22 protein-coding genes are annotated in these 25,200 nt (G+C 72.7%); 18 read left to right on the forward strand and 4 right to left on the reverse strand.

Going from position 1 to position 25,200, the window contains the following annotated elements; translation table 11 throughout:
* Nucleotides 1-421 precede the first annotated feature (421 nt).
* The 3 genes from tgmA to tgmC are packed head-to-tail and all read left to right on the forward strand — an operon-like array spanning nt 422 to nt 2,795.
* On the forward strand, nt 422-694 hold the full coding sequence (gene tgmA / locus ACFYNO_RS39590) for a putative ATP-grasp-modified RiPP (RefSeq protein ID WP_388023194.1): 273 nt from the start codon (nt 422-424) through the stop codon (nt 692-694).
* Nucleotides 694-1,656 (forward strand): ATP-grasp ribosomal peptide maturase, encoded by a 963-nt coding sequence (gene tgmB, locus ACFYNO_RS39595; RefSeq protein ID WP_388023196.1) that lies wholly within the window; start codon nt 694-696, stop codon nt 1,654-1,656. Before tgmA ends, tgmB begins: the two co-directional genes overlap by 1 nt.
* Complete coding sequence (tgmC, locus tag ACFYNO_RS39600) at nt 1,653-2,795, forward strand: ATP-grasp peptide maturase system methyltransferase (RefSeq protein WP_388023246.1); 1,143 nt, start codon at nt 1,653-1,655, stop codon at nt 2,793-2,795. Before tgmB ends, tgmC begins: the two co-directional genes overlap by 4 nt.
* A 108-nt stretch (nt 2,796-2,903) precedes the next feature.
* Here tgmC and ACFYNO_RS39605 read toward each other — a convergent pair whose 3' ends face one another.
* Nucleotides 2,904-3,272: a VOC family protein gene (locus ACFYNO_RS39605; protein ID WP_388023198.1), complete on the reverse strand. Its 369-nt coding sequence runs from the start codon at nt 3,270-3,272 to the stop codon at nt 2,904-2,906.
* A 162-nt stretch (nt 3,273-3,434) separates the two neighbouring features.
* Here ACFYNO_RS39605 and ACFYNO_RS39610 point away from each other — a divergent pair, with 162 nt between their 5' ends.
* Both ACFYNO_RS39610 and ACFYNO_RS39615 read left to right on the forward strand, forming a co-directional pair.
* Complete coding sequence (locus ACFYNO_RS39610) at nt 3,435-4,583, forward strand: hypothetical protein (protein WP_388023201.1); 1,149 nt, start codon at nt 3,435-3,437, stop codon at nt 4,581-4,583.
* A gap of 18 nt (nt 4,584-4,601) precedes the next feature.
* Entirely contained in the window at nt 4,602-5,186 is a 585-nt protein-coding gene (locus ACFYNO_RS39615; RefSeq protein ID WP_388023203.1) for a sugar O-acetyltransferase, read from the forward strand.
* On the opposite strand, the gene ACFYNO_RS39620 is transcribed toward ACFYNO_RS39615, so the two are convergent.
* Both ACFYNO_RS39620 and ACFYNO_RS39625 read right to left on the reverse strand, forming a co-directional pair.
* Nucleotides 5,149-5,574 carry a MarR family winged helix-turn-helix transcriptional regulator gene (locus tag ACFYNO_RS39620; RefSeq protein ID WP_388023206.1) on the reverse strand — a complete coding sequence of 142 codons (426 nt, stop codon included), beginning with the start codon at nt 5,572-5,574 and terminating at the stop codon, nt 5,149-5,151. The genes ACFYNO_RS39615 and ACFYNO_RS39620 overlap by 38 nt on opposite strands.
* On the reverse strand, nt 5,571-5,999 hold the full coding sequence (locus ACFYNO_RS39625; protein WP_388023209.1) for an SRPBCC family protein: 429 nt from the start codon (nt 5,997-5,999) through the stop codon (nt 5,571-5,573). Before ACFYNO_RS39625 ends, ACFYNO_RS39620 begins: the two co-directional genes overlap by 4 nt.
* A gap of 117 nt (nt 6,000-6,116) precedes the next feature.
* Between ACFYNO_RS39625 and ACFYNO_RS39630 the strand changes: the two genes are divergently transcribed.
* Nucleotides 6,117-6,476, forward strand: a complete 360-nt coding sequence (locus ACFYNO_RS39630) for a hypothetical protein (protein WP_388023212.1) — start codon at nt 6,117-6,119, stop codon at nt 6,474-6,476.
* Nucleotides 6,477-6,537: 61 nt separating this feature from the next.
* Here the strand turns inward: ACFYNO_RS39630 and ACFYNO_RS39635 are convergent, their stop codons facing one another.
* Nucleotides 6,538-6,927 (reverse strand): DUF6924 domain-containing protein, encoded by a 390-nt coding sequence (locus ACFYNO_RS39635; RefSeq protein ID WP_388023215.1) that lies wholly within the window; start codon nt 6,925-6,927, stop codon nt 6,538-6,540.
* Between the two features lie 120 nt (nt 6,928-7,047).
* On the opposite strand from ACFYNO_RS39635, the gene ACFYNO_RS39640 reads away from it, so the two are divergent.
* From ACFYNO_RS39640 to ACFYNO_RS39695, 12 genes are all read left to right on the forward strand, one after another.
* Nucleotides 7,048-7,482, forward strand: a complete 435-nt coding sequence (locus ACFYNO_RS39640) for a GNAT family N-acetyltransferase (protein WP_388023218.1) — start codon at nt 7,048-7,050, stop codon at nt 7,480-7,482.
* A 255-nt stretch (nt 7,483-7,737) separates the two neighbouring features.
* Nucleotides 7,738-9,267, forward strand: a complete 1,530-nt coding sequence (locus ACFYNO_RS39645; protein WP_388023221.1) for a biotin/lipoyl-binding protein — start codon at nt 7,738-7,740, stop codon at nt 9,265-9,267.
* Nucleotides 9,267-10,106, forward strand: a complete 840-nt coding sequence (locus ACFYNO_RS39650) for an ABC transporter ATP-binding protein (RefSeq protein ID WP_388023223.1) — start codon at nt 9,267-9,269, stop codon at nt 10,104-10,106. Before ACFYNO_RS39645 ends, ACFYNO_RS39650 begins: the two co-directional genes overlap by 1 nt.
* Nucleotides 10,103-11,311: an ABC transporter permease gene (locus ACFYNO_RS39655; protein WP_388023226.1), complete on the forward strand. Its 1,209-nt coding sequence runs from the start codon at nt 10,103-10,105 to the stop codon at nt 11,309-11,311. The genes ACFYNO_RS39650 and ACFYNO_RS39655 overlap by 4 nt, the downstream gene beginning before the upstream one ends.
* A gap of 8 nt (nt 11,312-11,319) precedes the next feature.
* Nucleotides 11,320-12,015, forward strand: coding sequence for a hypothetical protein (locus ACFYNO_RS39660; RefSeq protein ID WP_388023229.1), 696 nt, complete (start codon nt 11,320-11,322; stop codon nt 12,013-12,015).
* Nucleotides 12,016-12,196: 181 nt separating this feature from the next.
* A complete protein-coding gene (locus tag ACFYNO_RS39665) occupies nt 12,197-12,919 on the forward strand; it encodes a VC0807 family protein (RefSeq protein WP_388023230.1) in 723 nt (240 codons plus the stop codon).
* A 220-nt stretch (nt 12,920-13,139) separates the two neighbouring features.
* Nucleotides 13,140-13,985 (forward strand): response regulator transcription factor, encoded by an 846-nt coding sequence (locus ACFYNO_RS39670; RefSeq protein ID WP_388023233.1) that lies wholly within the window; start codon nt 13,140-13,142, stop codon nt 13,983-13,985.
* Between the two features lie 5 nt (nt 13,986-13,990).
* On the forward strand, nt 13,991-15,601 hold the full coding sequence (locus tag ACFYNO_RS39675; protein WP_388023235.1) for a sensor histidine kinase: 1,611 nt from the start codon (nt 13,991-13,993) through the stop codon (nt 15,599-15,601).
* A gap of 255 nt (nt 15,602-15,856) precedes the next feature.
* Nucleotides 15,857-17,401 carry a cytochrome ubiquinol oxidase subunit I gene (locus tag ACFYNO_RS39680; RefSeq protein WP_388023238.1) on the forward strand — a complete coding sequence of 515 codons (1,545 nt, stop codon included), beginning with the start codon at nt 15,857-15,859 and terminating at the stop codon, nt 17,399-17,401.
* Between the two features lie 19 nt (nt 17,402-17,420).
* Entirely contained in the window at nt 17,421-18,422 is a 1,002-nt protein-coding gene (cydB, locus tag ACFYNO_RS39685) for a cytochrome d ubiquinol oxidase subunit II (RefSeq protein WP_388023241.1), read from the forward strand.
* 120 nt (nt 18,423-18,542) lie between these two features.
* Entirely contained in the window at nt 18,543-22,073 is a 3,531-nt protein-coding gene (gene cydD / locus ACFYNO_RS39690; RefSeq protein ID WP_388023243.1) for a thiol reductant ABC exporter subunit CydD, read from the forward strand.
* A gap of 1,383 nt (nt 22,074-23,456) precedes the next feature.
* Nucleotides 23,457-25,109: a GAF domain-containing protein gene (locus tag ACFYNO_RS39695; RefSeq protein WP_388023249.1), complete on the forward strand. Its 1,653-nt coding sequence runs from the start codon at nt 23,457-23,459 to the stop codon at nt 25,107-25,109.
* The last annotated feature ends 91 nt before the right edge of the window (nt 25,110-25,200 follow it).

Genomic DNA, 25,200 nt, shown 5'->3' on the forward strand with positions numbered 1-25,200 from the left:
CGGGTGCCTTGTTGAGCGGTCCGGGCGGGCCGGTCTGGCGCTGCCTGACCTGCGGCCGATGGGGCGGCATCATGTCCGCCGAGTGGGCCGCGCTGTTCCCCGGTGAACCGGTCCTGTTCCCCCTCGGGTGGACGCGCCCCGGCGAGTCGTCCCCGCTCCGCAAGGCACGGCCCCTCGGGCGCGGGTAGCCGCACCCCCAATGAACTCCCGTTCCGGCGGGCGGGGAAGGGTCAACACCCCCGCCGGAACGGGCCCCAACTCCCGTTCCTGGCAGATCAACCCCCATGCCCGGAGCGGGGCACGGCCACTCCGGCCGGTTCGGCCCTGGACAGGGCAACTCGGCCGGGGTGGGATTGGCAACTCGGCTTCACGGTCGAGGTGTTGAACTTCTATGTTCGCAGGAAACGGAGGTACAGCACAGATGACGCAGACGCCCGCACCGTGGGGCACCCAGCGGATGGCGCCGTACGCGGCCACCACCACGGTTCCGCAGTACACGCCCGTGATCGACCCCGAAACCCAGATCGCGGTGATCGTGGACGAGCACGGCCGGACGGTCGAGCTGGGCAGCCACGGCACCAGCACGAGCGGCCTGACGCCCACCACGACCACCCCGGGTGACGGGTCCGGCCCGGGTGGCGCGACCGACGCGGACAGCACCGAGTCGTACGACCAGGACCAGAGTTCCGGCTGATGCGCGACAGCAGGTCGGTACTGGTGCTGACCAACCCCTACGATGTGACAGCGGACGTGGTGCTGCGGCTTCTCGCCGAGCGCCGGGTTCCCGTGGTCCGTCTCGACCCCGGCACCGACCTGCACGCGGGTGCCTCGCTGACCGCCTCGTACCGCACGGGCGACCAGCGGGGCACCCTGCGCACGGCGAGCCGGGAGATCGACACCACGCGGATTCGCTCCGTGTGGGTGCGCAGGCCCTCACCCTACGAGGGACCGCCGGAGCTGAGCGGCCAAGACCGCCGGTTCGCCGCAGAACAGGCCCTGTGGGGCGCAGGCGGCATCCTCGCGTCACTGCCTGGCGCGCACTACGTGAATCACCCGTGGAGCAATCGGGCCGCCGAGTTCAAGCCCGCGCAGCTCTCGACCGCGCAGAGCTGCGGGCTCCGGGTGCCCAGCACGGTGATCACCGACGACCCGCACGAAGCACGGACGTTCGCCGCACAGCAGTCCGGCGGAGTGGTCTACAAGCCCGTGTGGAACACGCCCTACCGCGTGGACGATCAGCCGCACAGCGTGTGGGTCCGGGAGGTGCGCGCGGCCGAGATCACCGACGCCGTGTCCGTCTGTCCCCACATGTTCCAAGCCAAGGTGGACAAGGCGTTCGACGTGCGGGTCACCGCCGTGGGCGCCCGGCTGTTTGGGGTCCGGATCGACAGCCCCGATCTCGACTGGCGTTACCGTCAAGACCTGATGACGTGCACACCGATCGAGGTACCCGCGTCGGTCGCCCGTGCGGTCGCGGCCTATCTCGCCGAACTCCGTTTGCATTACGGCGCGTTCGACTTCGCTGTGACCCCTGCGGGTGACTGGTACTTCCTTGAGTGCAACCCGAACGGCCAATGGGCGTGGCAGCCGGCGCAGACCACCGCCGCCATCGCGCAAGCTCTAACCGACCAACTGGAGAAAGGCCCCGACACGTGAGCACATCGGCTCAGCTTCGCAGCGCCCTGGCGGACAGACTCGCCGAGGACGGCACCCTGACCGAACCCAAGTGGCGCAGCGCGGCCACCACGGTTCCCCGCGAGCTGTTCACGGGGTCCTACTTCCTGCCGGTGGCGGGCAGCGTCCCCACCAGTTACCGGCCCGTCCGGGAGGGTGATCCCGGGTGGCTGGAGGGCGTGTACTCCGACGAGACGCTGATCACCCAACTGGACGGCCGGATCAGGCCCGACGACGTGACCGAGGACGCCGTGACCGGATCCCCGTCGTCGTCGTCCACCCTGCCGTCCCTGGTGCTGCGGATGTGGCAGCAGCTCGGCGCGGAGGCCGGTCAGCGGGTGTTGGAGATCGGTACCGGAACCGGGTACTCGACCGCCCTCGGTGCGCACCGCCTCGGGGACGCCAACCTGACCAGCATCGAGTACGACCCGGTGGTCGGCGGGGCCGCTGCGGCGGCGCTCAAGGCGGCCGGGTTCGCGCCCCGGCTGATCATCGGTGACGGGCTGCGCGGCGACCCGCAGGGCGGGCCGTACGCCAGGCTCATTGCCACCTGTTCGGTTCGGTACGTCCCGCTGCCCTGGCTGCACCAGGTGAAGCCCGGCGGGAAGATCCTGGCCACGCTTTCCGGGTGGAGCTATGCCAACGCCCTTGCGCTGCTCGACGTGACCGGCCCCGGTGAGGCCACGGGGCGGTTCCTGCCCGGGTACACCAGTTTCATGATCGCCCGGCCGCACGACCGGCCGCCCCGTCCGACGCTGGCCCTGCTGCCCGGGGAGGAGCGTCCGAGCCAGATCGACCCCGCGAAGCTCGACGACTGGACGGGCGGATGGGTCGCGCAGCTCGCGGCACCCTCGGCCGAACGCATGGGGGCGGGGGCGGAACAGATCCTCTGGGACGTGTCCACCGGTTCGCAGGCTCGGACGATTCCCAACCCTGACGGCGGGTGGACCGTTGTCCAGCGTGGTCCCGTCCGCCTGTGGGACCGGGTGGAACGGGCAGTGCAGCGCTGGCAGGCTGCCAACGAGCCGCACCAGGAACGGTTCGGGATCACGGTCTCGGCTGCCGGTCAGCGGGTGTGGCTCGGCGCCGAGGACGGCCCCGGATGGGACCTGCCGATCTGACGCGCCCGCCGGTCAACACCGTGCGCCGCCCTGGCAGGTGGTCAGACAGCGAGACGCCCCGTTCGGCCAAGCGCCGGGCGGGGCTCTGTCGTTGGTGCTGGCCTGCGGCTAAGCTGCACAGAACTGGTAGTCACGTGTGTTGGGGTCCGCCAGCAGCGCCCAGCCGGTGCCGTCCGGCGCGCGGTGGTCGGCCACCAGGGTGGCGCCGAGGCCGATCAGCCGGGCTACCTCCTCGTCCCGGGTGCGGTCCTCGGGCTGCAGGTCCAGGTGCACCCGGTTCTTCACCGTCTTGCCCTCGGGCACCGGGATGAAGAGCAGGTTCGGCAGCGCCGACCCGTCCGGCCCGGCGAGCATCACCTCGGGCTCCTCCGCGGTGCCGTCGTTGACGGCGGGCCGGCCCGTGACCGCGGACCAGAAGGCGCCGATCGCGAACGGGTCGGCACAGTCGAAGGTGATGCTGCGGACGCGGGACGTCATGCTGACCTCGCTCGGGTGGTTCGGACACGGTCTCGCTGACAGTCTGTCAGTAACGGGCCGCGGCCGCCCGGGGGCCGCTTGCGGGTGATCCGCTCCGGCTCGGCCGCCCCGGGGCCGGGCCGCAGACCCTAGAGTCAGCGGCATGACTTGGGAGTGTCGGGCATGACGCCGGCGGGGGCGGACGAGTGGGGCCGGCGCGCGGCCGAGATCGCCGCGCTGCGGGCCGCCGGGCGGTGGCGGCGCGGGCCCTCCACCGGACTGGCCGTGCTGGAGCGCGGTGCCGAGGAGGAGGCGCACGAGCGCTACCTGGCGTTCCTGCTCGACCCCTGGGGCGCGCACGGACTGGGCGCCGCCCTGCTCGCCGCGCTGCTGCGCCGGGCCGGCCGGCCCGATCTGGCGGCCGACGGCGCGGGGCTGGCCGAGGCCGTGGTGGATCCGGGGCAGAGGGAGCGCTCCCCCGGGCTGGTGGTGACCGCCCCGCGGTTCACCCTGGCCGTCGAACTGCTGCTGCGGGCCGGCGCCGACGGGCGCCCGCGCGGCCCGCGCGACGTCGGCCACCTGCCCGACCCGGTGCGGGTGCAGCTCACCCCGAGCGGGCGCCCGGCGCTCTCCGCCGCCGTCCGCGCGGTCTCGCTGCACGACCTGGCCCGCGACCTGGCGGCCGCGCTGGCCGCCGCCCCGCCGCGGGCCGGCGGAGCACGCGAGGAGCGCGGCCGGGCGGTGGCCCGCGACTACCTCAACGCCCTGGAGGACCTGCTCGGGATGAACCCGGTGGACGAACCGGCCGCCCGCTTCTGGCTCTCGCACGCCCAGGAGATGGCGGCCGCCCGGACCGCCGCCCGGGAGCTGCTGGCCGGGCTGCCGGAGCGCAGCCACGCGGTGCTCAGCGAGCTGGCACCGCGGCTCGGCGAGGGACTGGAGGTGGCCTGGATCGAGTACCTGGCGCCGGACGGGCCGCATGTGGCGGTGGTGCTCGGGCGCACCGAGTGGCTGGCGGCGGACCGGCCGCGCTGCGGCTTCGGCCTCGGCCAGCGGACCGGGCCGCCGGCCGAGCCGGACGACCTGGACGCGGCCCCGTTCGTCGGCTTCTTCTGCGAGGACGACCGGCTGCGGGAGGCCGTCTCCAGGCACTTCGACCGGCGCCCGCACGGCCGGCACTGGGCCCGGCGGGCGCTGCTGCCGCTGCGGCCCGAGCCCCGGCTGCCGGTGCTGGAGGGGCTGGCCCGGCGGGTCGCGGAGAGCGTGGCGATGGGGTGGCGGGAGGACGCCGAAGTGATGGAACGGCTGCGCGCCGGGAACGCGGGCGGCTGACGGATCGTCGGAAGCCACATGGGCATCAACAAGGACCGCATGCTCGCGGGGGAGTGGTACCTCCCCGACGACGAGGAACTGGCCGCGGACTCGGTGCGCCGGGCCGGACTGCTGGCGGCGTTCAACGCGCCGGATGCGTCGCCCGACGGGCGGCAGCGGGCGCTGCGCGAGCTGATCGGGTCGCTGGGCGAGGAGGTCCGGATCCGGCCGCCGTTCCAGTGCGACTTCGGGCGGTACATCAGCATCGGCGCCCGCACCTTCGTCAACTTCGGCGCGGTCTTCCTGGACACCGCGCCGATCACCGTCGGGGCGGACTGCCAGATCGGTCCGAACGTCCAGCTGCTGACGCCCGACCACGAGCTGGACCCGGTGCGGCGGCGCGAGGGCTGGGAGCGGGGCAGGCCGGTGACGATCGGCGAGAACGTCTGGCTGGGCGGCGGCGCGATCGTCTGCCCGGGCGTGACGATCGGGCGCGACACCGTGGTGGGCGCCGGCTCGGTGGTCGTCCGCGACCTCCCGGCCGGGGTGCTCGTGGTCGGCAACCCGGCCCGGGTGGTGCGGTCGCTCACTGCGGCGGATCGAGCAGCCGGCGCAGCAGGCTGACCGCCGCCTCGCGCGGCACCGGCGCGAAGAACCGGGCGTCGGCGGCGTCCACCGCCTCGATCGCCAGGGGCGCGAGCGCCGCACCGGCCTCGGTCACCCGGAGCAGCTTGGCCCGGGTGTCGGCCGGATCGGTCTCGCGCCGCACCAGCCCCTTGGCCTCCAGGGTGCGCACCACCTGGGAGACCATCTTGGCGTCGGTGCTCGTCCCGGTCGCCAGGGCCAGCTGGTTGGGCTGCTGCCCCTGGGAGTTGAGCCACCAGGTGTAGGCGAGCAGGACGAACTGCACGTGCGTGAGGTCGAGCGGGCCCAGCGCGGCAGCGATCTCCCGCTGCCAGCGCAGGGTGGTGTGCCAGAGCAGGAACCCGGGGCTCTGCTCCGGTCCGCTCACCGCCCGCCGCCCTGCTCGGCCAGCTCGACCAGGGCGGCCATGGTCTCCGGCCAGTCGCCGCTGACCATCGGGCCGACCTCCGGGCCGGCCTGGTCGGCGCCCTCGCCGGTGATCTCCAGCCGGTAGGTCACCAGGGTGCGGCCGTCCTCGCCCGGCGCCAGCCGGTGCGAGGTGCGCAGCACCAGGGTGCCGAACTCGGCCTGGTCGGCGAAGTGCTGGTGCTCCACCACCTCGCTGAGCCGCAGCTCCACCGCGTCCTGGCCGCCCGGCACCATGGTGATCAGGCTGCCCTCGGCGAACGGGCCGTCGATGGTGATGCTGGTGATGTCGGCGTTCCAGGCGCCCCAGTTGGCGACGTCGGCCCAGAGCTCCCAGACGGCGGCGGGCGCGGCGGTGGTCTCGACGGTGTGCTGGTAACTCCACACGGTGTTTCCCCTTGGATGACGGTGCGGCGGCGCTCCTCGCTGCCGCGTCGTTGTCTGCACGTAGATTATCTACGCGACGATTATCTGTCCACCGATCCCTGTGGGAGAGTTCGGCGCATGAGCAGACCTTCCTATCCGCTGCCCGATGTCCTGCGCGTGCTGGCCGAGTTGGTCGCCTGGATCGCCTTCCCCTGGGCGATGGGCCGGATCTCCCTCTGGCTCGCCTTCGCGGCCCTGCTCCTGCTGATCGGCCTGCCCGCCGTGCTGGCCACCCCCGGCGACAACGGCAAGACCAACGTCCTGGTCCCGATCCCGGGTTGGGGCACCATCCTGCTGGTCCTGATGGAGCTGGGCGCGGCCGTGGCCGGCGCCTGGCTGGTCATGCCGGCCTGGGCGGCGGTGGGGGTGACGCTGCTGGCACTGGCCTGCGTGGCGACGGAACAGCCGCGCTGGCGGCGGCTCACGGCGCGCGCTTGACGGCGCGCGGTTGACGGTGCGTCATGCGGGAGTGACGCACCGTTTCACGTGAAACCACGCCCTAGAAGCCGGAGAACCCCCGGAACACGCCGTCCTCCTCCGTCTCCCGCTCGAACTCCTCGAAGTCCATGTTCGCCAGCGCCAGGTTGTTCTCCACCGACCAGAGCTGGCTGGCCACCGCGCGCAGTTCGCGGTGCTTGGGGAGGTCGACGACCAGGACCGGGAGTTCGTGGGAGGAGAAGGTGGTGCGGTCGGCGACCAGCAGCACCCGGGGGTTGTCGGCGGCCGGGAGCAGGTCGAGCAGGCGGTCGACGGGCAGGTCGGCGTAGTCCTCGCGCTCGACCAGCTCCACCTCGGCCAGGAAGCCCTCCTCGCTCGGGGTGGCGAGGAGGGTGCGCAGCTCGTCCCAGCCGGCCTGGTCGGTGTAGTCGGTGCGGATCAGCAGGGTCACGGGACCAGGGTAGGCAGCGGGGGCCGACGAGGGGTCAAGTGACACGGCGTACAGCCGGAACGCCGTCCCGCTCCGTGGAATCCGGTGCCCCGGGGCCGGGGGGTCGCGAGAATGGCCCGCATGCTGACCATCGAGAAGCTCACCGCCGACGACCGCGAGGTCTGGGAGGCCCTGTTCCGCGCCTACATGGCCTTCTACCGGCGGGACGAGCCGCAGGCCACCTACGACCGTTCCTGGGCCGGGATCCGGGAGGACACCGCGATCCACGCGCTCGGCGCCCGGCTGGACGGGGAGTTGGTGGGCATCACCCACTTCCTGGTGCACGCCAACACCTCGGGCCCGGACGTCTGCTACCTCCAGGACCTCTTCACCGCCCCCGAGGCGCGCGGCCGCGGGGTGGCCCGGGCGCTGATCGAGGCGGTCGCGGAGTTCGCCCGCGAGCGGGACTGCCTGCGGGTCTACTGGATGACCCACGAGACCAACGCCACCGCCCGGCTGCTCTACGACAAGGTGGCCGACAACCGCGGCTTCATCCGGTACCAGATCGAGCTCTAGGCGCTGGACCGGGAGCCGGGTGAGACCCGTGCCCCAGGTGGCTGGGAACATGCTGGGAGTTGCGCCAACAGTGTTTCCAGCCCTCCGGGCGCAGTGGCCGGTATGTCCGGATTTTCCGGGATGGCGGGGGAGCGGACGGCTCAGCGTCCGTCCAGGTGCCGCTCAGGGCTTCGCAAGAGCACGGGGCGAACCTTGTGCGCTATGAAGGTCCTCCCGCGACGGCGTGGCGCCGTCCTCGTCAACTCAGTGCTCGGTGTGGCCCTCCTCGCCGGGGGCGCCCTGGCCTACTCCACCGTGAACAGCACCAGCAGCGCTGCGGCCGGGAAGCAGACCACCCGGACGGCGACCGTGACCAAGGGAACGGTCCTGGCCACGGTGTCCGGTTCCGGCACGCTCTCCTCGCCCACCGACGCGGCCGAGGACTTCGTGACCGGCGGCAGGCTGACCGCCGTCAAGGTCGCGGTGGGGGACACCGTGACCCAGGGCGAGGTGCTGGCCACGGTGGACACCACCGCGGCCAAGCAGGCCCTGGACGCCGCCAACGGCGCGCTGAGCAGCGCCCAGGCGGGCCTGGCCTCGGCCGAGGCGAACCTGACGAAGGCGCAGGCGGGCACCACCACGACCAGCACGGTGCCGATCGGCCAGGCGGGTTCGGTGCAGCAGTCCTCCTTCGTGCAGCAGTCCTCCTTCACCGGGACCAGGAGCCCGAGCCCGGGTGCCTCGCCCAGTGCCTCCGACACCGCCGCCGCGAGCGCCGCCCCCAGCACCTCCGCCACGGACGCGGCCCCGGCCGACTCCCAGGCGGCCCCGCAGGCCGCGCAGTCCCAGCCGGCGCAGTCCTCCCAGTCGTCGAACGCGTCGGGCTCCCGGGGCGGCGGCAACGCCACCCCCGCCCCGCAGACCACGACCATCACCACCACCAAGGTGGACCCGGCCGCGGTCGCCCAGGCCCAGCAGCAGGTGACCCAGGCCGAGCAGCAGGTGACCACCGCGCAGACCAACGTCACCAACGCGCAGACCGCGCTGACCGGCACCACGCTGACCGCCACGGTCGGCGGCACCGTCGCCTCGATCTCCAACAAGGTCGGCGACACCGTCTCCGGCACCGGCGCCTCGGGCGGCTCCTCGGGCGGCTCCGGCTCCTCCAGCAGCTCCGGCGGCAAGACCTCCTCCGGCAGCAGCACCCCCTCCGGCTTCATCGTGATCACCAACCCGAGCGGCATGCAGGTCACCGCCAACTTCTCGGAGCTGGACTCGCTGAAGCTGCAGAAGGGCCAGGCCGCCACGGTCACCCTGAACGCGCAGTCCGACACCGTGCTCAACGCCAGCGTGCTGAGCGTCAGCCCGCTGCCGGTCTCCAGCAGCTCGGGCAGCGGCGCCTCCTCCGGCGCGGTGCAGTACAGCGCGGTGCTGCAGATCAACGCCGACACCGGCAAGCTGCGCACCGGCATGAGCGCCACCATCTCGGTGGTCACCGGCGAGGCGGACAACGCGCTCTCGGTCTCCGCCTCCGCACTGGCCGGCACCGGCACCACCCGCACCGCGACCGTGGTCAGGCCGGACGGCACCACCTCCCGGGTCACCGTCACGGTCGGCGTCCAGGGCGACACCACCGACCAGGTGGTGGACGGCCTGAGCGAGGGCGACAAGGTGCAGATCATCCCGACCACCAGCGGCGGCTCCAACGGCTTCCCGAGCGGCGCCTTCCCCGGCGGCTTCGGCGGTGGCACGGGCGGCTTCGGCGGCGGCACCCGGACCGGCGGCGGCAGCAAGGGCGGCAACTGATGCGCCGTCGGTCCCGGCCGGCCCGGGCCGCCGAGCAGCAGCGGCCCGGGCCGCCGCCCCCCGTCATCCAGGTGCGCCGGCTCACCAAGTCCTACGGCCACGGCGACGCCACCGTGCACGCGCTGCGCGGCCCGAGCGACCCCGGGACCGACGAACCGCTCGGCGTCGACCTGGACATCGAGCAGGGCGACTTCGTCGCCGTGATGGGCAGCTCCGGTTCCGGCAAGTCCACCCTGATGAACATCCTCGGCTGCCTGGACGTGCCGACCACCGGGCGCTACCTGCTGGACGGCATCGACGTCGGCCACCTGGACGAGCAGCAGCTCTCGCTGGTCCGCAACCGCAAGATCGGCTTCATCTTCCAGTCCTTCAACCTGGTCCCGCGCACCACGGCGCTGGCCCAGGTCGAGCTCCCGCTGGCGTACGCCGGGGTGCGCGCGGCCGAGCGGCGCCAGCGGGCCGAGGCGGCGCTGGCCCTGGTCGGCCTGGCCGACCGGATGGACCACAAGCCCAACGAGCTCTCCGGCGGCCAGCAGCAGCGCGTCGCCGTGGCCCGGGCCCTGGTCACCGCGCCGGCCATGCTGCTGGCCGACGAGCCGACCGGAAACCTCGACACCCGCTCCACCGAAGAGGTCCTGGCGATCATCGACACGCTGAACGCGAGCGGACGCACCGTCGTCCTGATCACCCACGAGGACGAGGTGGCCGCGCACGCCAAGCGGGTGATCCGCCTGGTGGACGGCCAGATCATCTCCGACCTGCGGCAGGGACCGGTGGCCGGCCCGCCGCCGCAGCTCGCCGCCCGGCAGCGCACCGAACTGGTCGGGGGGTCGCGATGATCGCCTGGCAGATGATCCGCTTCGCCGTCGGCGGCCTGGCCGCCAACAAGGTGCGCTCCGCACTGACCATGCTCGGCGTGCTGATCGGCGTGGCCTCGGTGATCCTGCTGCTGGCGGTCGGCAACGGCTCCTCGCAGGCCGTCAAGGACTCGATCACCGCGCTCGGCACCAACTCGCTGACCGTCTCCGCCGGCGCGGGCGGCGGTGCCCGCACCGCCGCCACCGTCAAGAAGCTGACCGTGGAGGACGCCCGGGCGCTGGCCGACCCCAGCGCCGCGCCGGACATCAAGTCGGTCGCCCCGGTGGTCACCACCAGCGCGACCGCCGACTACGGCAACATCTCGTACACCCCGGGCTCGGTGGTCGGCACCTACCCGGCGTACTTCGAGACCGCCAACCAGAAGGTCGCGCACGGCGACTACTTCAGCGCCGACGACGTGCTGAACTCCCGCAAGGTGGCCGTGATCGGCTCCACCACCGCGCAGCAGCTCTTCGACACCGAGGACCCGGTGGGCAAGAAGATCACCCTGGGCGGCACGCCGTTCACCGTGGTCGGCGTGCTCACCACCAAGGGCGCCACCGGCTTCACCGACCCGGACGACGTGGTGATCGCCCCGCTGCCGACCGTGCAGAACGCCTTCACCGGCTTCAGCTCGGTCAGCCAGATCCTGGTCCAGGCGACCTCGGCGGACACCACCACCCAGGCGCAGTCCGAGATCACCCGGATCCTGATGGGCACCCACTCGCTGACCGACCCGAGCAAGCTCGACTTCCGGGTCAGCAACCAGACCTCGCTGCTCAGCGCCCGGGAGTCCACCAGCAAGACCTTCACCGTGCTGCTCGGCGCGGTGGCCGCGATCTCGCTGCTGGTCGGCGGGATCGGCATCACCAACATCATGCTGGTGACGGTGACCGAGCGGACCCGGGAGATCGGCATCCGCAAGGCCCTGGGCGCGCCCAAGGGGGTCATCCTCGGGCAGTTCCTGGCCGAGTCCACCCTGCTCTCGGTGCTCGGCGCCGGGCTCGGCGTGGCGGTCGGGATCCTCGGCTCGCACTTCGAGGTGGTCGGGATCAAGCCGGTGGTGATCCCGTCCTCGGTGCTCGGCGCGTTCGGCATCGCGGTCGCGATCGGCCTCTTCTTCGGCAGCTACCCGGCCAACCGGGCCGCCTCGCTGCGCCCCATCGACGCCCTGCGGCACGAGTGAGGAACCCCATGGCTACCAACAACAGCGACCTGGTCAGGTCCGACGACACGATGCGGCTGCCCGTGGTGCCGGCGCCGGCCGCGCTCTCCCCGGAGGCGGCCGAGCACGCCGAGCTGCTCGCCACCCCGCCGGACGCCCGGGACATCACCGCCGAGCTGGCCGCCCCGCCGCGCCGCAAGCTGCCCTGGCTGAGCCTGGTGCTGGCCGGCGGCGTGATCGCGGCGGGCGCCTTCGCCGGCGGGGCCTGGTACCAGAAGAACCACGGCGGCCCGACCGCGAACAGCGGCCGGTCCGCCGTCGCGGCGGCCGCCCAGCGGGCCCAGGCCCAGGGCGGCGGCCGCGGCGGCCGCACCGGCGGCACGGGCACCGGCACCGGTGGTGGCCAGAGCGGCTTCACCCGCGGCACGGTCAAGCTGGTGGACGGCAGCACGGTCTACCTGACCGACGCCAACGGCAACATCGTCAAGGTCACCACCGGCGGCTCCACCAAGGTCTCGGTCAGCCAGGACGGCAAGGTCAGCGACCTGCAGCCGGGGCAGACGGTGACCGTGGTCGGCACCCCGGACGGCTCCGGCGGCTACACGGCCAGCCAGCTCACCGAGGGCGGCAGCGCCGCGGCCGGCGGGTTCGGCGGCGGTGGCTTCGGCGGGGGCGGTTTCGGGGGCGGCGGCACCGCCGGCGGGGGCACCAAGACCGGCGGCTGACCCGCACCGCGGGCGGACGTGACGCGACGGCAGGTGACGCCGGGTCAGAGTGACCCGGCGTCATCGCCCGTTGTTCCAGCAGTCGCACCACTGCTCTAGGCGTGACCCCGGTGATCAGCCACAATGTGCGTCGGCCCGGCGCTCTGCCGGCGCCGTTCACATTCGTACTCGGGGGCTCCGCTTGTCCAGCAACACCGCTACCGGCACGTCCGACGTGCCCGCCGCGCCGCCGTCCGCGCCCGCCCGCAAGGGCGGCACCGCCGCGCTCGGCTGGGTGATCAGCATCGGCTTCAACATCGTCGCGCCGATCCTCATCTACAACGCCGCCCACGGGCACACCAGCGAGTACGTCGCGCTGCTGCTCACCGGCCTCGGCCCGGTCGTCGACATCGCCATCTACCTGGCCTGGCACCGCCGGGTCGACGAGTTCGCGATGATCTCGCTGATCTTCGTCGCGCTGACCGTGATCGTCTCCTTCATCGGCCCGCACGACGCCAAGCTGCTGCTGGCCAAGGACTCCGCGATCACCGCCCTGTTCGGCCTGCTCTGCCTGGCCACCCTGGCCGCGCCCCGGCCGCTGATGTTCTACTTCGGCCGCAAGTTCGCCACCGACGGCACCCCGGAGGCGGTGGCCTGGTGGAACGGCCTCTGGCAGTACCCGGGCTTCCGCACCGTGCAGCGCAACCTCACCATCGGCTGGGGCATCGGCTACCTGCTGGAGGCGGCGATCCGGCTGGTCTGCGTCTACACCATGTCGCACGGCGCGGTGGTCACCGTGAACAGCGTCCTGCCGTACGCCGTCACCGGTCTGCTGGTCCTCTGGACCATCACCTACGCCCGCCGCGCCCAGGCCCGCGGCGCGGCCGCCCGCGCGGCGATGGCCGCCGCGGCCGGACCCGCCTGACCGATCCGCCCGCGGACGCGCCACCGGTTCCGGTGCGAAGGGGCCCGCAACCACCGGCTGCACCCGGTGTGACCAGCCGGATCCGGTTGGTCCCTGCGAATACGGAGGGACCAACCGGCTCATGCATTTCTCACGGATTTCGCGTAGCCTCCGGAAGTCTGTCATCCGATCGGACCATTCCTCCGACCGGACTGTTCCCCGAACCGGGAGGCACACCGTGATGCCAGGGACCGCCACCCAGGACGCCGTCCGCCAGGCCACCGCTCCCGGCAGCCAGGCGCCCGGCAGCCAGCCCACCGGCGAGGCCTTCCTCCTGGTGGTGGACGACGAGCCGAACATCCGCGAACTGCTCTCCGCCTCGCTCCGGTTCTCCGGCTTCCGGGTCGAGTCGGCGGCGTCCGGTGAGGAGGCGCTGGCGCTGATCGCCGAGGAGCGCCCCGACCTGGTGGTGCTCGACGTGATGCTGCCCGACCTGGACGGCTTCACCGTGGTCGAGCGGCTGCGCGAGCAGACCCGCCGCCAGCAGATCGCCAACCCGGCCGGCCTGGCCGCCCGCCCCGGCCGCCCGCGCCCGGCCGACCACCTGCCGGTGCTCTTCCTCACCGCCAAGGACGGCACCGAGGACAAGGTGCACGGCCTGGCGGCCGGCGCCGACGACTACGTCACCAAGCCGTTCAGCCTGGAGGAGCTGATCGCCCGGATCCGGGCGATCCTGCGCCGGGCCGGCGGCCCCGCCGAGGACGGCCGGCTGGTGGTCGCCGACCTCACCCTGGACCCGCTGGCGCACGAGGTCACCCGGGACGGCCGCCCGGTCTCGCTCTCCCCCACCGAGTTCAAGCTGCTGCACTACCTGATGGCCAACGTCGGCCGGGTGGTCTCCAAGACCCAGATCCTGGACCACGTCTGGGCCTACGACTTCGGCGGCGACCTCAGCATCGTCGAGTCCTACATCTCCTACCTGCGCCGCAAGCTCGACTCCGGCCCCGAGCACGGCCCCAAGCTGATCCACACGGTGCGCGGCATCGGTTACGCGCTGCGCCGCCCGCCGCAGCAGGCCCAGGACTGACCTCGGTGCGGCGGTTCCCCGGCGGGTCCCTCAACCGGCCGTTCCCGCTGCGGGGCCTCCTCCGCCGGCCGTTCCCGGTGCGGGGGCTCCTCCGCCGGCCGTTCGCGCTGCGGCGCTTCCTCCGCCGGCCCTTCTCGCTGCGGGCCCGGCTGCTGGCGCTCACCCTGCTGCTGGTCGCCACCGGGCTGGTGGTCAGCGACGTGGTGGTGCTCGGCACCGTGCGCTCGCAGATGACCAGCCGGCTGGACCAGCAGCTGGAGCGGGTCGGCACGCCGCTCTCGCACCGCTCCGGGCAGCGGCCGTCCGTCGGGCCGACCGTCTCGCCCTGGGCCACCGACGACTTCGTCGCCGGCAAGCGCTCCGGCAACCTGGCCGGCCTGCCCAGCCTCTTCGAGGTGCGGATGCTGGGCGCCGACGGACACCTGCTGCGCGAGATGCGGCAGCCGATGGCGCCCTCCGACCCGGTGATGCAGCTGCCGAAGTTCACCGCGGATCAGCTGACCTCGCACGTGGGCAAGGCCTTCGACGTGCCCGGCACCGGCGGCGGCGAGCCCTGGCGGGTGCTGATCCTGCCGGTCCAGCGGACCAGTCCGCCCGGCCCCAACTCCTCGGCCTACGTGGCGATCGGCGCCTCGCTGGACGAGGTCAACTCGACCATGGAGAAGCTCCGGGCCGGCTTCCTGGCGATCGGCGGCGCGGTGCTGGTGCTGATCGGCGGGCTGGGCGCGCTCGCGGTCCGGGCCGGGCTGCGGCCGCTGCGCCGGATCGAGCACCGCACCGAGCTGATCGCCGGCGGCGAGCTCTCGCACCGGATGCCCGAGCCCTCCAGCGCCACCGAGGTCGGCCGGCTCTCGCTGGCGCTGAACGGGATGCTGGACCAGATCGAGAGCGCGTTCGCCGCCCAGGCCGCCTCCGAGGCCCGGATGCGCCGGTTCGTCGCCGATGCCTCGCACGAGCTGCGCACCCCGCTGGCCGGCATCCGCGGGTTCGCCGAGCTGTACCGGATGGGCGCGCTGCGCTCCGAGTCGGACGTCAAGCGGACCATGGACCGGATCGAGAGCGAGGCCGTGCGGATGGGCGGCCTGGTCGAGGACCTGCTGACGCTGGCCCGGCTGGACGAGGAGCGCCCGCTCGACCTGGCGCCGATGGACCTGCGCACGCTGGCCGCCGACGCGCTGCACGACCTGACCGCGCTGGACCCGACCTGCCCGGTGGCGCTCACCGGCCCCGGCGGCACCGGCGCGCCCGGCGCCGCGCCGGTGCTGGGGGACGAGGCGCGGCTGCGCCAGGTGGTGACCAACCTGGTCGGAAACGCGGTCAAGCACACCCCGCCGGGGACGCCGGTGCGGATCGGCGTGGGGCTCCGTCCGGGCGGCGTCTGCGTGCTCGAAGTGGCCGACTCCGGGCCCGGCCTGACCAGGGATCAGGCGGAGCGGGTGTTCGAGCGGTTCTACCGGGTGGACGCCTCGCGCAGCCGGCAGGACGGCGGGGGAGCGGGCCTCGGGCTGGCCATCGCGGCCGCGCTGGCCGAGGCGCACGACGGCGAGCTGGAGCTGGAGAGCGAGGTCGGGGCGGGGGCCGTGTTCCGGCTGCTGTTGCCCGCCTGCCGGGTCTGACCTCCTCGTTTTCACAGGTCGGGCGGCTTCTACACCTTCCTTATGGCGGAGATCACTCCACCCCCACCATGTTCGGTCGAACTGGCGTGTGCTCTACTGTCTTCTAGCTTGTGAACGTGTTCACGTTCACAAGCGCTCAAGCCTGACATACATTGGTGTGCTTTGCGGCAAAGCGCACCTTTGTCCGTCGGCTGAGGCAGGATTCTGGGTGAAAACAGGTCAGACCGGGCATCGATCGGCAGGGAAGAGGCCGAAGTGGAGCTAGCAATCGCTCACGAGACCATCGCCAGATGGCAGTTCGGGGTCACCACCGTCTATCACTTCCTCTTCGTCCCGCTGACGATCAGTCTGTCGGCGCTGGTCGCCGGCCTGCAGACCGCCTGGGTCCGGACCGGGAAGCAGAAGTACTTCCACGCCACGAAGTTCTGGGGAAAGCTCTTCCTGATCAACATCGCCATGGGCGTGGTGACGGGAATCGTGCAGGAGTTCCAGTTCGGCATGAACTGGTCCGACTACTCGCGCTTCGTCGGTGACGTCTTCGGCGCCCCGCTCGCGATGGAGGCGCTGCTCGCCTTCTTCTTCGAGTCCACCTTCATCGGGCTGTGGATCTTCGGCTGGGACAAGCTGCCGAAGAAGCTGCACTGCGCCTGCATCTGGATCGTGGCGGTCGGCACCGTGCTCTCCGGCTACTTCATCCTGGCCGCCAACTCCTGGATGCAGCACCCGGTCGGCTACACCATCGACCCGGTCACCAAGAAGGCCCGGCTCACCGACATCGGCCGGGTGCTGTTCCAGAACACCACCCTGGTCCAGGGCTTCCACACCCTGACCGCCGCCTTCCTGACCGGCGCCGCCTTCATGGTCGGCATCGCCTCCTACCACCTGTGGAAGGCCAAGCGCCGCCCGGAGCGGGCGGACCGGCGGCAGGTCGCCTCGATGCGCACCTCGCTCCGGCTCGGCCTGGTGATGACCGTGATCGCCGGCCTCGGCACCGCCGTCAGCGGCGACACCCTGGCCAAGGTGATGTTCGAGCAGCAGCCGATGAAGATGGCCTCCGCCGAGGCGCTCTGGGACACCCAGGCACCCGCCCCGTTCTCCATCTTCGCGGTCGGCGACGTCTCCAGGGGCCACAACTCGGTGGAGCTGGAGATCCCCGGGATACTGTCCTTCCTCGCCAAGAGCAACTTCAGCGACGCGGTGCCCGGCATCAACGACACCGCCGCCGCCGAGGCCGCCAAGTACGGCGGCAGCCCACAGGACTACATCCCCAACATCTTCGTCACCTACTGGGGATTCCGGCTGATGATCGGCTTCGGGATGACCTCCTTCGTCGCCGGGCTGATCGGGCTCTGGACCACCCGCAGCCGGCGGTTCCTGGACCCCGAGTTCCGCACCGCCGAGGACGAGCCGCCGCGCCTGATGCTCACCCGGACCAGGGAGATGGGTCCGTTCCTGACCAAGTGGAGCTGGCGGATCGGCATCCTCACCATGGGCTTCCCGCTGATCGCCAACAGCTTCGGCTGGATCTTCACCGAGATGGGCCGCCAGCCCTGGTCCGTTTTCGGCCTGATGACCACAGCCTCCTCGGTCTCACCGAACGTCAGCACCGGCACGCAGATCGGCGCCTTCACCACCTTCACCGTGCTCTACGCGATCCTCGCGGTGATCGAGGTCCGGCTGATGGTCAAGTACGCCAAGGCCGGGCCGGACGTCGAGGAGCAGCCGCCCGCCAAGGACCCGACGCTGCGCGGTCCGTCCTCCGACGAGGACGCCGACCGCCCGCTGGCCTTCGCCTACTGAGCCCGGGAGAGGACTCGCGATGCACCTCCACGACGTCTGGTTCCTGCTGATCGCCGTGCTCTGGATCGGCTACTTCTTCCTCGAGGGCTTCGACTTCGGCGTCGGCATCCTCACCAAGCTGCTGGCCCGCGACCGCACCGAGCGGCGGGTGCTGATCAACACCATCGGCCCGATCTGGGACGGCAACGAGGTCTGGCTGCTGACCGCCGGCGGCGCCACCTTCGCCGCCTTCCCGGACTGGTACGCCACGCTCTTCAGCGGCTTCTACATTCCGCTGCTGGCGATCCTGGTCTGCCTGATCGTGCGCGGCGTCGCCTTCGAGTACCGGCACAAGCGCAGCGGCGACCGGTGGCAGCGGAACTGGGAGGAGGCGATCTTCTGGACCTCGCTGCTGCCCGCCTTCCTCTGGGGAGTCGCCTTCGCCAACATCGTCCACGGCGTGGACATCGACCAGGCGAAGAACTACACCGGCTCCTTCTGGGACCTGCTCAACCCGTACGCGATCCTCGGCGGGCTGACCACCCTGGTGCTCTTCACCTTCCACGGCGCGGTCTTCACCTCGCTCAAGACGGTCGGCGACATCCGGCTGCGGGCCCGGGCGCTGGCGCTCAAGCTCGGGCTGGCCACGGCGGTGCTGGCGGCGGCCTTCCTGATCTGGACCCAGGTCCACCGGGGCGACGGCTGGAGCCTGGCCGCGCTGGTGGTGGCGGTGCTGGCGCTGGTCGGCTCGCTGGCGGCGCTGCGCAGCGCGCACGAGGGGTGGGGGTTCGTGCTCTCCGGGCTGACCGTGGTGGCGGCGGTGGCCATGCTCTTCCTGGCGCTCTTCCCGGACGTGATGCCCTCCACCCTGGACCCGGCCTGGAGCCTGACGGTGAGCAACGCCTCCTCCTCGGCGTACACGCTGAAGGTGATGACGGTGGTGGCGGCGATCTGCACGCCGATGGTGCTGGTGTACCAGGGGTGGACGTACTGGGTGTTCCGCAAGCGGATCGGGGTGCAGCACATTCCGGCGGCGCACTGACGGGCGCTGACCGTCCGTCATGTGGCGTGTGTTTCACGTGAAACGGTCCGGGCCCGGGTGGCGAAGTAGGGGTAACGGAGTGTTGTCGGACCGGCAGCTGTTGCCGTGGGAGGTGTCGAGATGAAGCCGGTGGATCCCCGACTGCTCAGCGAGGCGCGGGCGACCCGCGGCTTCCTGGCGGCCTCGGTGCTGCTCGGCGGGGTGGGCGCGGTGCTGCTGCTGGCCCAGGCCTCGCTGATCGCCGAGATCGTGGTGCGCTGTTTCCAGCGGGGGCAGGGCGTCGGGGCGCTGGCCCTGCCGCTCGGGCTGCTGGCCGCCGTCGCGGCCGGCCGGGCGCTGGTCGCCTGGCTGACCGAGCTGGCCGCGCACCGCTCGGTGGCCGCGGTGAAGTCCCGGCTGCGCGGCCGACTGGTCGAGCACGCCACGGCGCTCGGCCCCGGCTACCTGGCCGGGCGCCGCACCGGCGAGCTCACCACCCTGGCCACCCGCGGCATCGACGCGCTGGACGACTACTTCGCCCGCTACCTCCCGCAGCTCGCCCTCGCCGTCGTCGTGCCGGCGGTGCTGCTGGCCCGGATCCTCGGGGCCGACTGGATCAGCGCCGCCATCATCGCCGGCACCCTGCCGCTGATCCCGCTCTTCATGGTGCTGATCGGCTGGGCCACGCAGGGGCGGATGGACCGGCAGTGGCGCTCGCTCGCCCGGCTCTCGCACCACTTCCTCGACGTGGTCGGCGGCCTGCCCACCCTCAAGGTCTTCGGCCGGGCCAAGGCGCAGGCCGCCGCCGTCCGCCGGATCACCGACGAGTACCGGCAGGCCACCCTGCGCACCCTGCGGCTGGCCTTCGTCTCCTCCTTCGCACTGGAGCTGCTGGCCACCATCTCGGTCGCCCTGGTCGCCGTCTCCATCGGCTTCCGCCTGGTCGACGGCTCGCTCGATCTGGAGACCGGCCTGCTGGTGCTGGTGCTGGCCCCCGAGGTCTACCTGCCGCTGCGTCAGGTCGGCGCGCTCTACCACTCCAGCGCCGAGGGGCTGGCCGCGGCGAGCGAGGTCTTCGAGGTGCTGGAGACGGCGCTTCCCGCCTCCGGCGCGCAGCCCGCCCCGGCCCTGGCCGGCGCCCGGATCACGGTCGCCGGGGTGACGGTGGTCCACCCCGGCCGCACCGCCCCGGCCCTCGAGGGCGCCTCCCTGGTGCTGGAGCCCGGCCGCACGGTCGCGCTCACCGGCCCGAGCGGCGCCGGCAAGAGCACCCTGCTCGGGGTGCTGCTCGGCTTCGTCCCGACCACGGCCGGCTCGGTCACGGTGCGGGCGGCCGACGGGCGGGAGCTGCCGCTCTCCACGCTCGACCTGGAGAGCTGGCGGTCCCAGATCGCCTGGGTGCCGCAGCACCCCCACCTCTTCGCCGGCACCGTCGCGGAGAACGTCCGGCTGGCCCGCCCCGAGGCCACCGCCGCCCAGCTCACCGCCGCCCTGGCGGCCGCCGGCGCCTTGGACTTCGCCCAGCCCGAGCGACTGCTCGGCGAGGGCGGCGCCGGGCTCTCCGCCGGCCAGCGTCAGCGCCTCGCGCTGGCCCGGGCGCTGCTCACCGAGCGCCCGCTGGTCCTGTTGGACGAGCCCACCGCCCACCTGGACGCGGAGAGCGAGGCCGCCGTGGTCGAGGCGGTCCGGGTGCTCGCCGAGGACGCGCGGCGCACGGTGCTGCTGGTCGCCCACCGGCCCGCGCTGCTGGCGCTGGCGGACGCGCGGGTGCGGCTGGCGGAGCCGGTCGCCGTGGCTGACGCGCCGTCGGTTCGGCCTTCCGGGACGGCTGACGCGCCGTCGGAGGAGGCCGCGCCGGTGCCCGTGGTCACCGCGCCCGCGACCGGGGCTCCGCTCCACCGCATCTCGCACCTCTTCCGCACCGCCGAATCCGGCCGGGCCCGGCGGCTGTTCGCGCTCGCCGTGCTGCTCGGCTCGCTCGCGCTGGGCTGTGCCGTCGCGTTGATGGCCACCTCCGGCTGGCTGATCTCCAAGGCCTCCACCCAGCCGCCGGTGCTCTACCTGATGATGGCGGTCACCTCGGTGCGCGCCTTCGGCGTGGGCCGCAGCGTCTTCCGCTACGCCGAGCGCCTGGTCTCGCACGACGCGGTGCTGCGCACCCTGGGCAGCCTGCGGGTCACCGTCTACCAGCGGTTGGAGCGGCTGGCCCCGGCGGGGCTGCCCGCCTTCCGGCGCGGGGACCTGCTCTCCCGGCTGGTCGCCGATGTGGATGCGGTGCAGGACTGGTACCTGCGCTGGCGGCTGCCCGCGCTGGTCGCGGGTGCGGTCTCGCTCACCGCCTCGGTCGCGCTGGGGCTGTTGCTCCCGGCCGCTGGTGCGGTGCTCGCCCTGGGGCTGCTGCTCACGGGCGTGGGCGTGCCGCTGCTGACTGCGCGGCTCTCGGCTCGGACGGAGCGCCAGCAGGCGCCCGCCCGGGGCGCGCTGGCGACGGCGGTGGTGGACACCTGCACCGGCACCGCCGAGCTGACGGTGGCGGGCGCGCTGCCGCGCCGGGTGGGCGCGGTGCGGGCGGCCGACGCCCGGCTCACTGCGCTGGCTACGCGTTCAGCTGCGACGACTGCGTTGGGCTCTGGTCTGACGGCGCTGCTGACCGGGCTCACCGTCGCTGCTGCGGCATTGGTCGGCGTGCAGGCGGTGGCGGGCGGGCGGCTCTCGGGGCTCTGCCTCGCGGTGGTGATCCTGACGCCGCTGGCCGCCTTCGAGGCGGTGGCGGGGCTGCCGGTCGCCGTCCAGGTGCGCGAGCGCAGCCGGGCGGCGGCGGAACGGCTGACGGAGGTGTTCGACGCTCCGGACCCGGTCGTGGAACCCGCGTCCCCTGCGGCGGCGCCCGCCTCCCCGTTCCCGCTCGCCGTTCGCGGCCTCTCGGCCCACTACCCGGGGCAGCCCGCCCCGGCCCTCTCCGGCGTCGACCTCGACTTCACCCCGGGCCGCCGGATCGCCGTGGTCGGGCCCTCCGGATCCGGCAAGACCACGCTTGCCCAGCTGCTGCTGCGCCTGCTCGACCCGTCGGCAGGGTCGGTGACGCTGGCCGCCGGAAATCCACAGGCTGTGGACAGTCGCGCACTGGACGGCGATGCGGTGCGCGCGCTGATCGGTCTCTGTGCCCAGGACGCCCATGTCTTCGACAGCTCCCTGCGCGAGAACCTCCGCCTGGCCCGGCCGGGTGCCAGCGACGCCGAGCTGCGACAGGCGCTGGCGGCGGCCCGCCTGCTCGACTGGGTCGGCACGCTGCCGGAGGGCCTGGACACCATGGTCGGCGAGCACGGCGCCCGCCTCTCCGGCGGCCAGCGCCAGCGCCTGGCGTTGGCCCGCGCGGTGCTGGCGGACTTCCCGCTGCTGATCCTGGATGAGCCGGCCGAGCACCTGGACCTCCCGACGGCGGATGCTCTGACCGCCGACCTGCTTGCCGCCACCGCCGACCGGGCGACTCTCCTGATCACCCACCGTCTGGCGCCGCTGGCGGCGGCCGAGGTCGATGAGGTGCTGGTGCTGGACGAGGGCCGGGTCGCGGAGCGCGGCAGCTGGTGCGAGCTGATGGCGCGCGAGGGCGGTCGTTTGCGGGCGCTGTGGGAGCGGGAGGTGGCGGGGGATCAGCTGGCGGGCATCACCTGACGTTACGTCAACTTGCTGGTCGGATAAGCGCTCGTATGCCTGACGGCTCATCGGTTCGTGGTCAATGTGACACGCCGTGTGTGTTACGTTACTCACCGAAAGAGACAAGAGAAGACCCCGGCGGTGCGCCAACACCCCGGGGCCAGGCACAGGAGAAGCAAGCTCCCAAATGCTCATCCATCGTACCCAACACCCCAACCGGTTCACGGTTCTTCCCAATGTCCTGTTGCAGGCGCGCGGTCTCAGCTTCACCGCCCGGGGCATCCTCGTGGACCTGCTCTCCCGTCCCAACGGCTGGCGGGAGGACGGTCGGCAGATCGCGGACAGCAGCCCCCAGGGCCGCCGCACCGTCGCCAATGCGCTGCGCGAATTGACCCTTGAGGGGTACTACCGGGTTGACCGTGTCCGCCAGCCCGACGGCACCATCCGCTCCGAGGTGCACGTGTTCGACACCCCGCAGCGCCCGAAACTTCCCGGCGCCGGTGTTCCACCACCGAAGGCCGACAATCCGGGACCCGGTTCACCGGGCCCCACCGCACCTGACGTCTCTTTGCCGAAGAGGGGACTCAAGGAACCCACCCCCCCAACCCCCGCGCCCCCAACCCCCGCGCCCGACCCCCAGCTTCGCGCCGCCGTCGCCCTGCTCTTCCGGGTGCTCCGCCCCGAGCCGCGCCTCCACATCGGCGAGTACGAGGCCTACCGCCTCGCGCCCCTCGTCCAGTGCTGGCTGGCCCACGGCGCCACCCCGGCCGACCTCTCACGTGCTCTGCTCCCGGGCTTGCCGGAACCCGTCCACCACCCGGCCGCAGTCCTGGCCGACCGCCTACGCCGCAAGCTGCCACCCCCGGACGACCCGGCCGACCGGCCGCTCGCGTACACCGAGTGCCCCAGCTGCCGGGGCCCGGCCCCGAGATACGGAGCGTGCCGCCCCTGCGCGGGCCTCGAACCGGCGGCGCCACCGGCCGACCCGTCGGTCACCACGCGCGGCCTGGCCAGAGCCCGCGAAGCCCTTCGCCTCCGCGCGGCTCCGGCGACTCCTCGGCGTTGAAGCGGGCTGCCCGGACACTGACTGACCTGATGACCCTCCTGGTCGCCGTGGTCATCGTCCATGACCGCGATTCCCGGCGGGTCGTCCCTGTGCAGCTACCTCGACGACGGCCCCGGGGTCTCCCTGGACTCCTGGCACGGCTAGGGCCGGTCACGCGCACCCTCGCGCGCTGATTCGTCCGAAATCGGCAGCAAACCCATAGGGTCGTCCACGTGAACGCCGACACGCCCGACCCCGTACCCCACCGGGTTCCCGAGATCTCCTCGCTCGGGCTGGACACGCTGGTGACCGAGGTGTCCGAGCGGCTGCAGTCGGCGGCCGCCGTCACCGACCGGATGCAGCGGCTGCTCGAGGCGGTGGTGTCCGTCGGGGCGGGGCTGGACCTGCATGCGACCTTGGAGCGGATCGCCTCCGGGGCGGCCGAGTTGGTGGATGCCCGGTACGCGGCGCTGGGGGTGGTGTCGCCGAACGGGAACGGGCTGTCGGACTTCATCCACGTCGGGATCGACGCCGAGACCGCCGCCCGGATCGGCGACCTGCCCTCCGGGAAGGGCATCCTCGGGGTGCTGATCGAGAAGCCCGAGCCGCTGGTGCTGGACGACCTGAGCCAGGACCCGCGCTCGGCCGGGTTCCCCGACCACCATCCGCCGATGCGGTCCTTCCTGGGCGAGCCGATCCGGGTGCGGGACGAGGTGTTCGGCAACATCTACCTGACCGAGAAACGCGGCGGTGGCGGCTTCACCCCCGAGGACGCCCAGGTGGTGCACGCCCTCGCGGCCGCCGCCGGGGTGGCGATCGAGAACTCCAGGCTCTACGAGGAGGGCCGCCGCCGCGAGCGGTGGATCGCCGGGGCCGCCGCCGTCACCACCGCGCTGCTCTCCACCGACAAGGCGCACGACGCGCTGGGCGTCGCCGCCGGGCAGGTGCGCGAGCTGGCCGACGCCGAGCTGGGCATGATCCTGCTGCCCACCGGTGACGGCGGCCTGCGGGTCTCGCACGCCTCCGGCCAGGCCGCCGAGTACGTGGCCGGCGAGCTGATCCCCGGCACCGGCTATGCGGCCCGGCTGCGTGACGGGGAGCAGATCTTCATCGAGGACATGTCGCAGGACCCGGACATGGTGATGCGGCTGGCCCGCGAGTTCGGCCCGTCGATGGCGCTGCCGATGGTCGCCGCCGGCCGGGTGCTCGGCGCCCTGGTGGTCTGGCGGGGCCGCGGCGCCCGCCCGTTCAGCGATGCCGAGAAGGAGCTGGCCGCCACCTTCGCCTCCCAGGCCGCGCTCGCCCTGCGGCTCGCCGAGGGCCAGCGCGACCAGCAGCGCCTGGCCGTCTTCCAGGACCGCGACCGGATCGCCCGCGACCTGCACGACCTGGTGATCCAGCGGCTCTTCGCCACCGGCATGATGCTGGAGAGCGCCGCCCGCCGCGCCGTCGTCCCCGAGGTGCAGGAGCGCCTGGGCCACGCCGTCGACGAGCTGGACGCCACCATCCAGGAGGTCCGCACCACCATCTACGCGCTCCAGCACGACGACACCGGCAACGAGCCCGACACCCTGCGCACCCGGGTGCTGCGCGAGGGCAGCCAGGCCGCCGCCGCGCTCGGCTTCAAGCCGTCGATCACCTTCATGGGCCCGGTGGAGAACATGATCGGTGAGCAGACGGAGCGCCAGCTCCTGGCAGCGCTGAGGGAGATGTTGTCCAACACGGCCCGGCACGCGCGCGCCTCCCGGGTCAGCGTGGAGGTGGACACCACCGTCTACCTGGACCCGCAGGGCCTCCCCGTCTCCGCCGACCCGGAGGCCGCCGTCCGCCCGGGCCGCCCGGGTGTACTGCTCACCGTGACGGACGACGGCGTCGGCATCCCCGAGACCGGGCGCCGCAGCGGCCTGGCCAACCTGCGCCGCCGGGCCGAGAACCTGGGCGGCGCCGCCTGGCACGAGCCCGGCCCGGCCCGGCGCGGTACCCGGGTCCGCTGGTCGGCCCGGCTCTGAGAGGGTGTTCGATACCGATTTAGGCTGCCGCGAGGAGTTTCGGGCGGAGGTATTGCCCGATTCTGTCCGGGCTGGCGGTCAGTCGGGTGGC

Origin of the sequence: Kitasatospora sp. NPDC006697 (assembly GCF_042869935.1) — a bacterium.
Taxonomy (GTDB): Bacteria; Actinomycetota; Actinomycetes; order Streptomycetales; family Streptomycetaceae; genus Kitasatospora.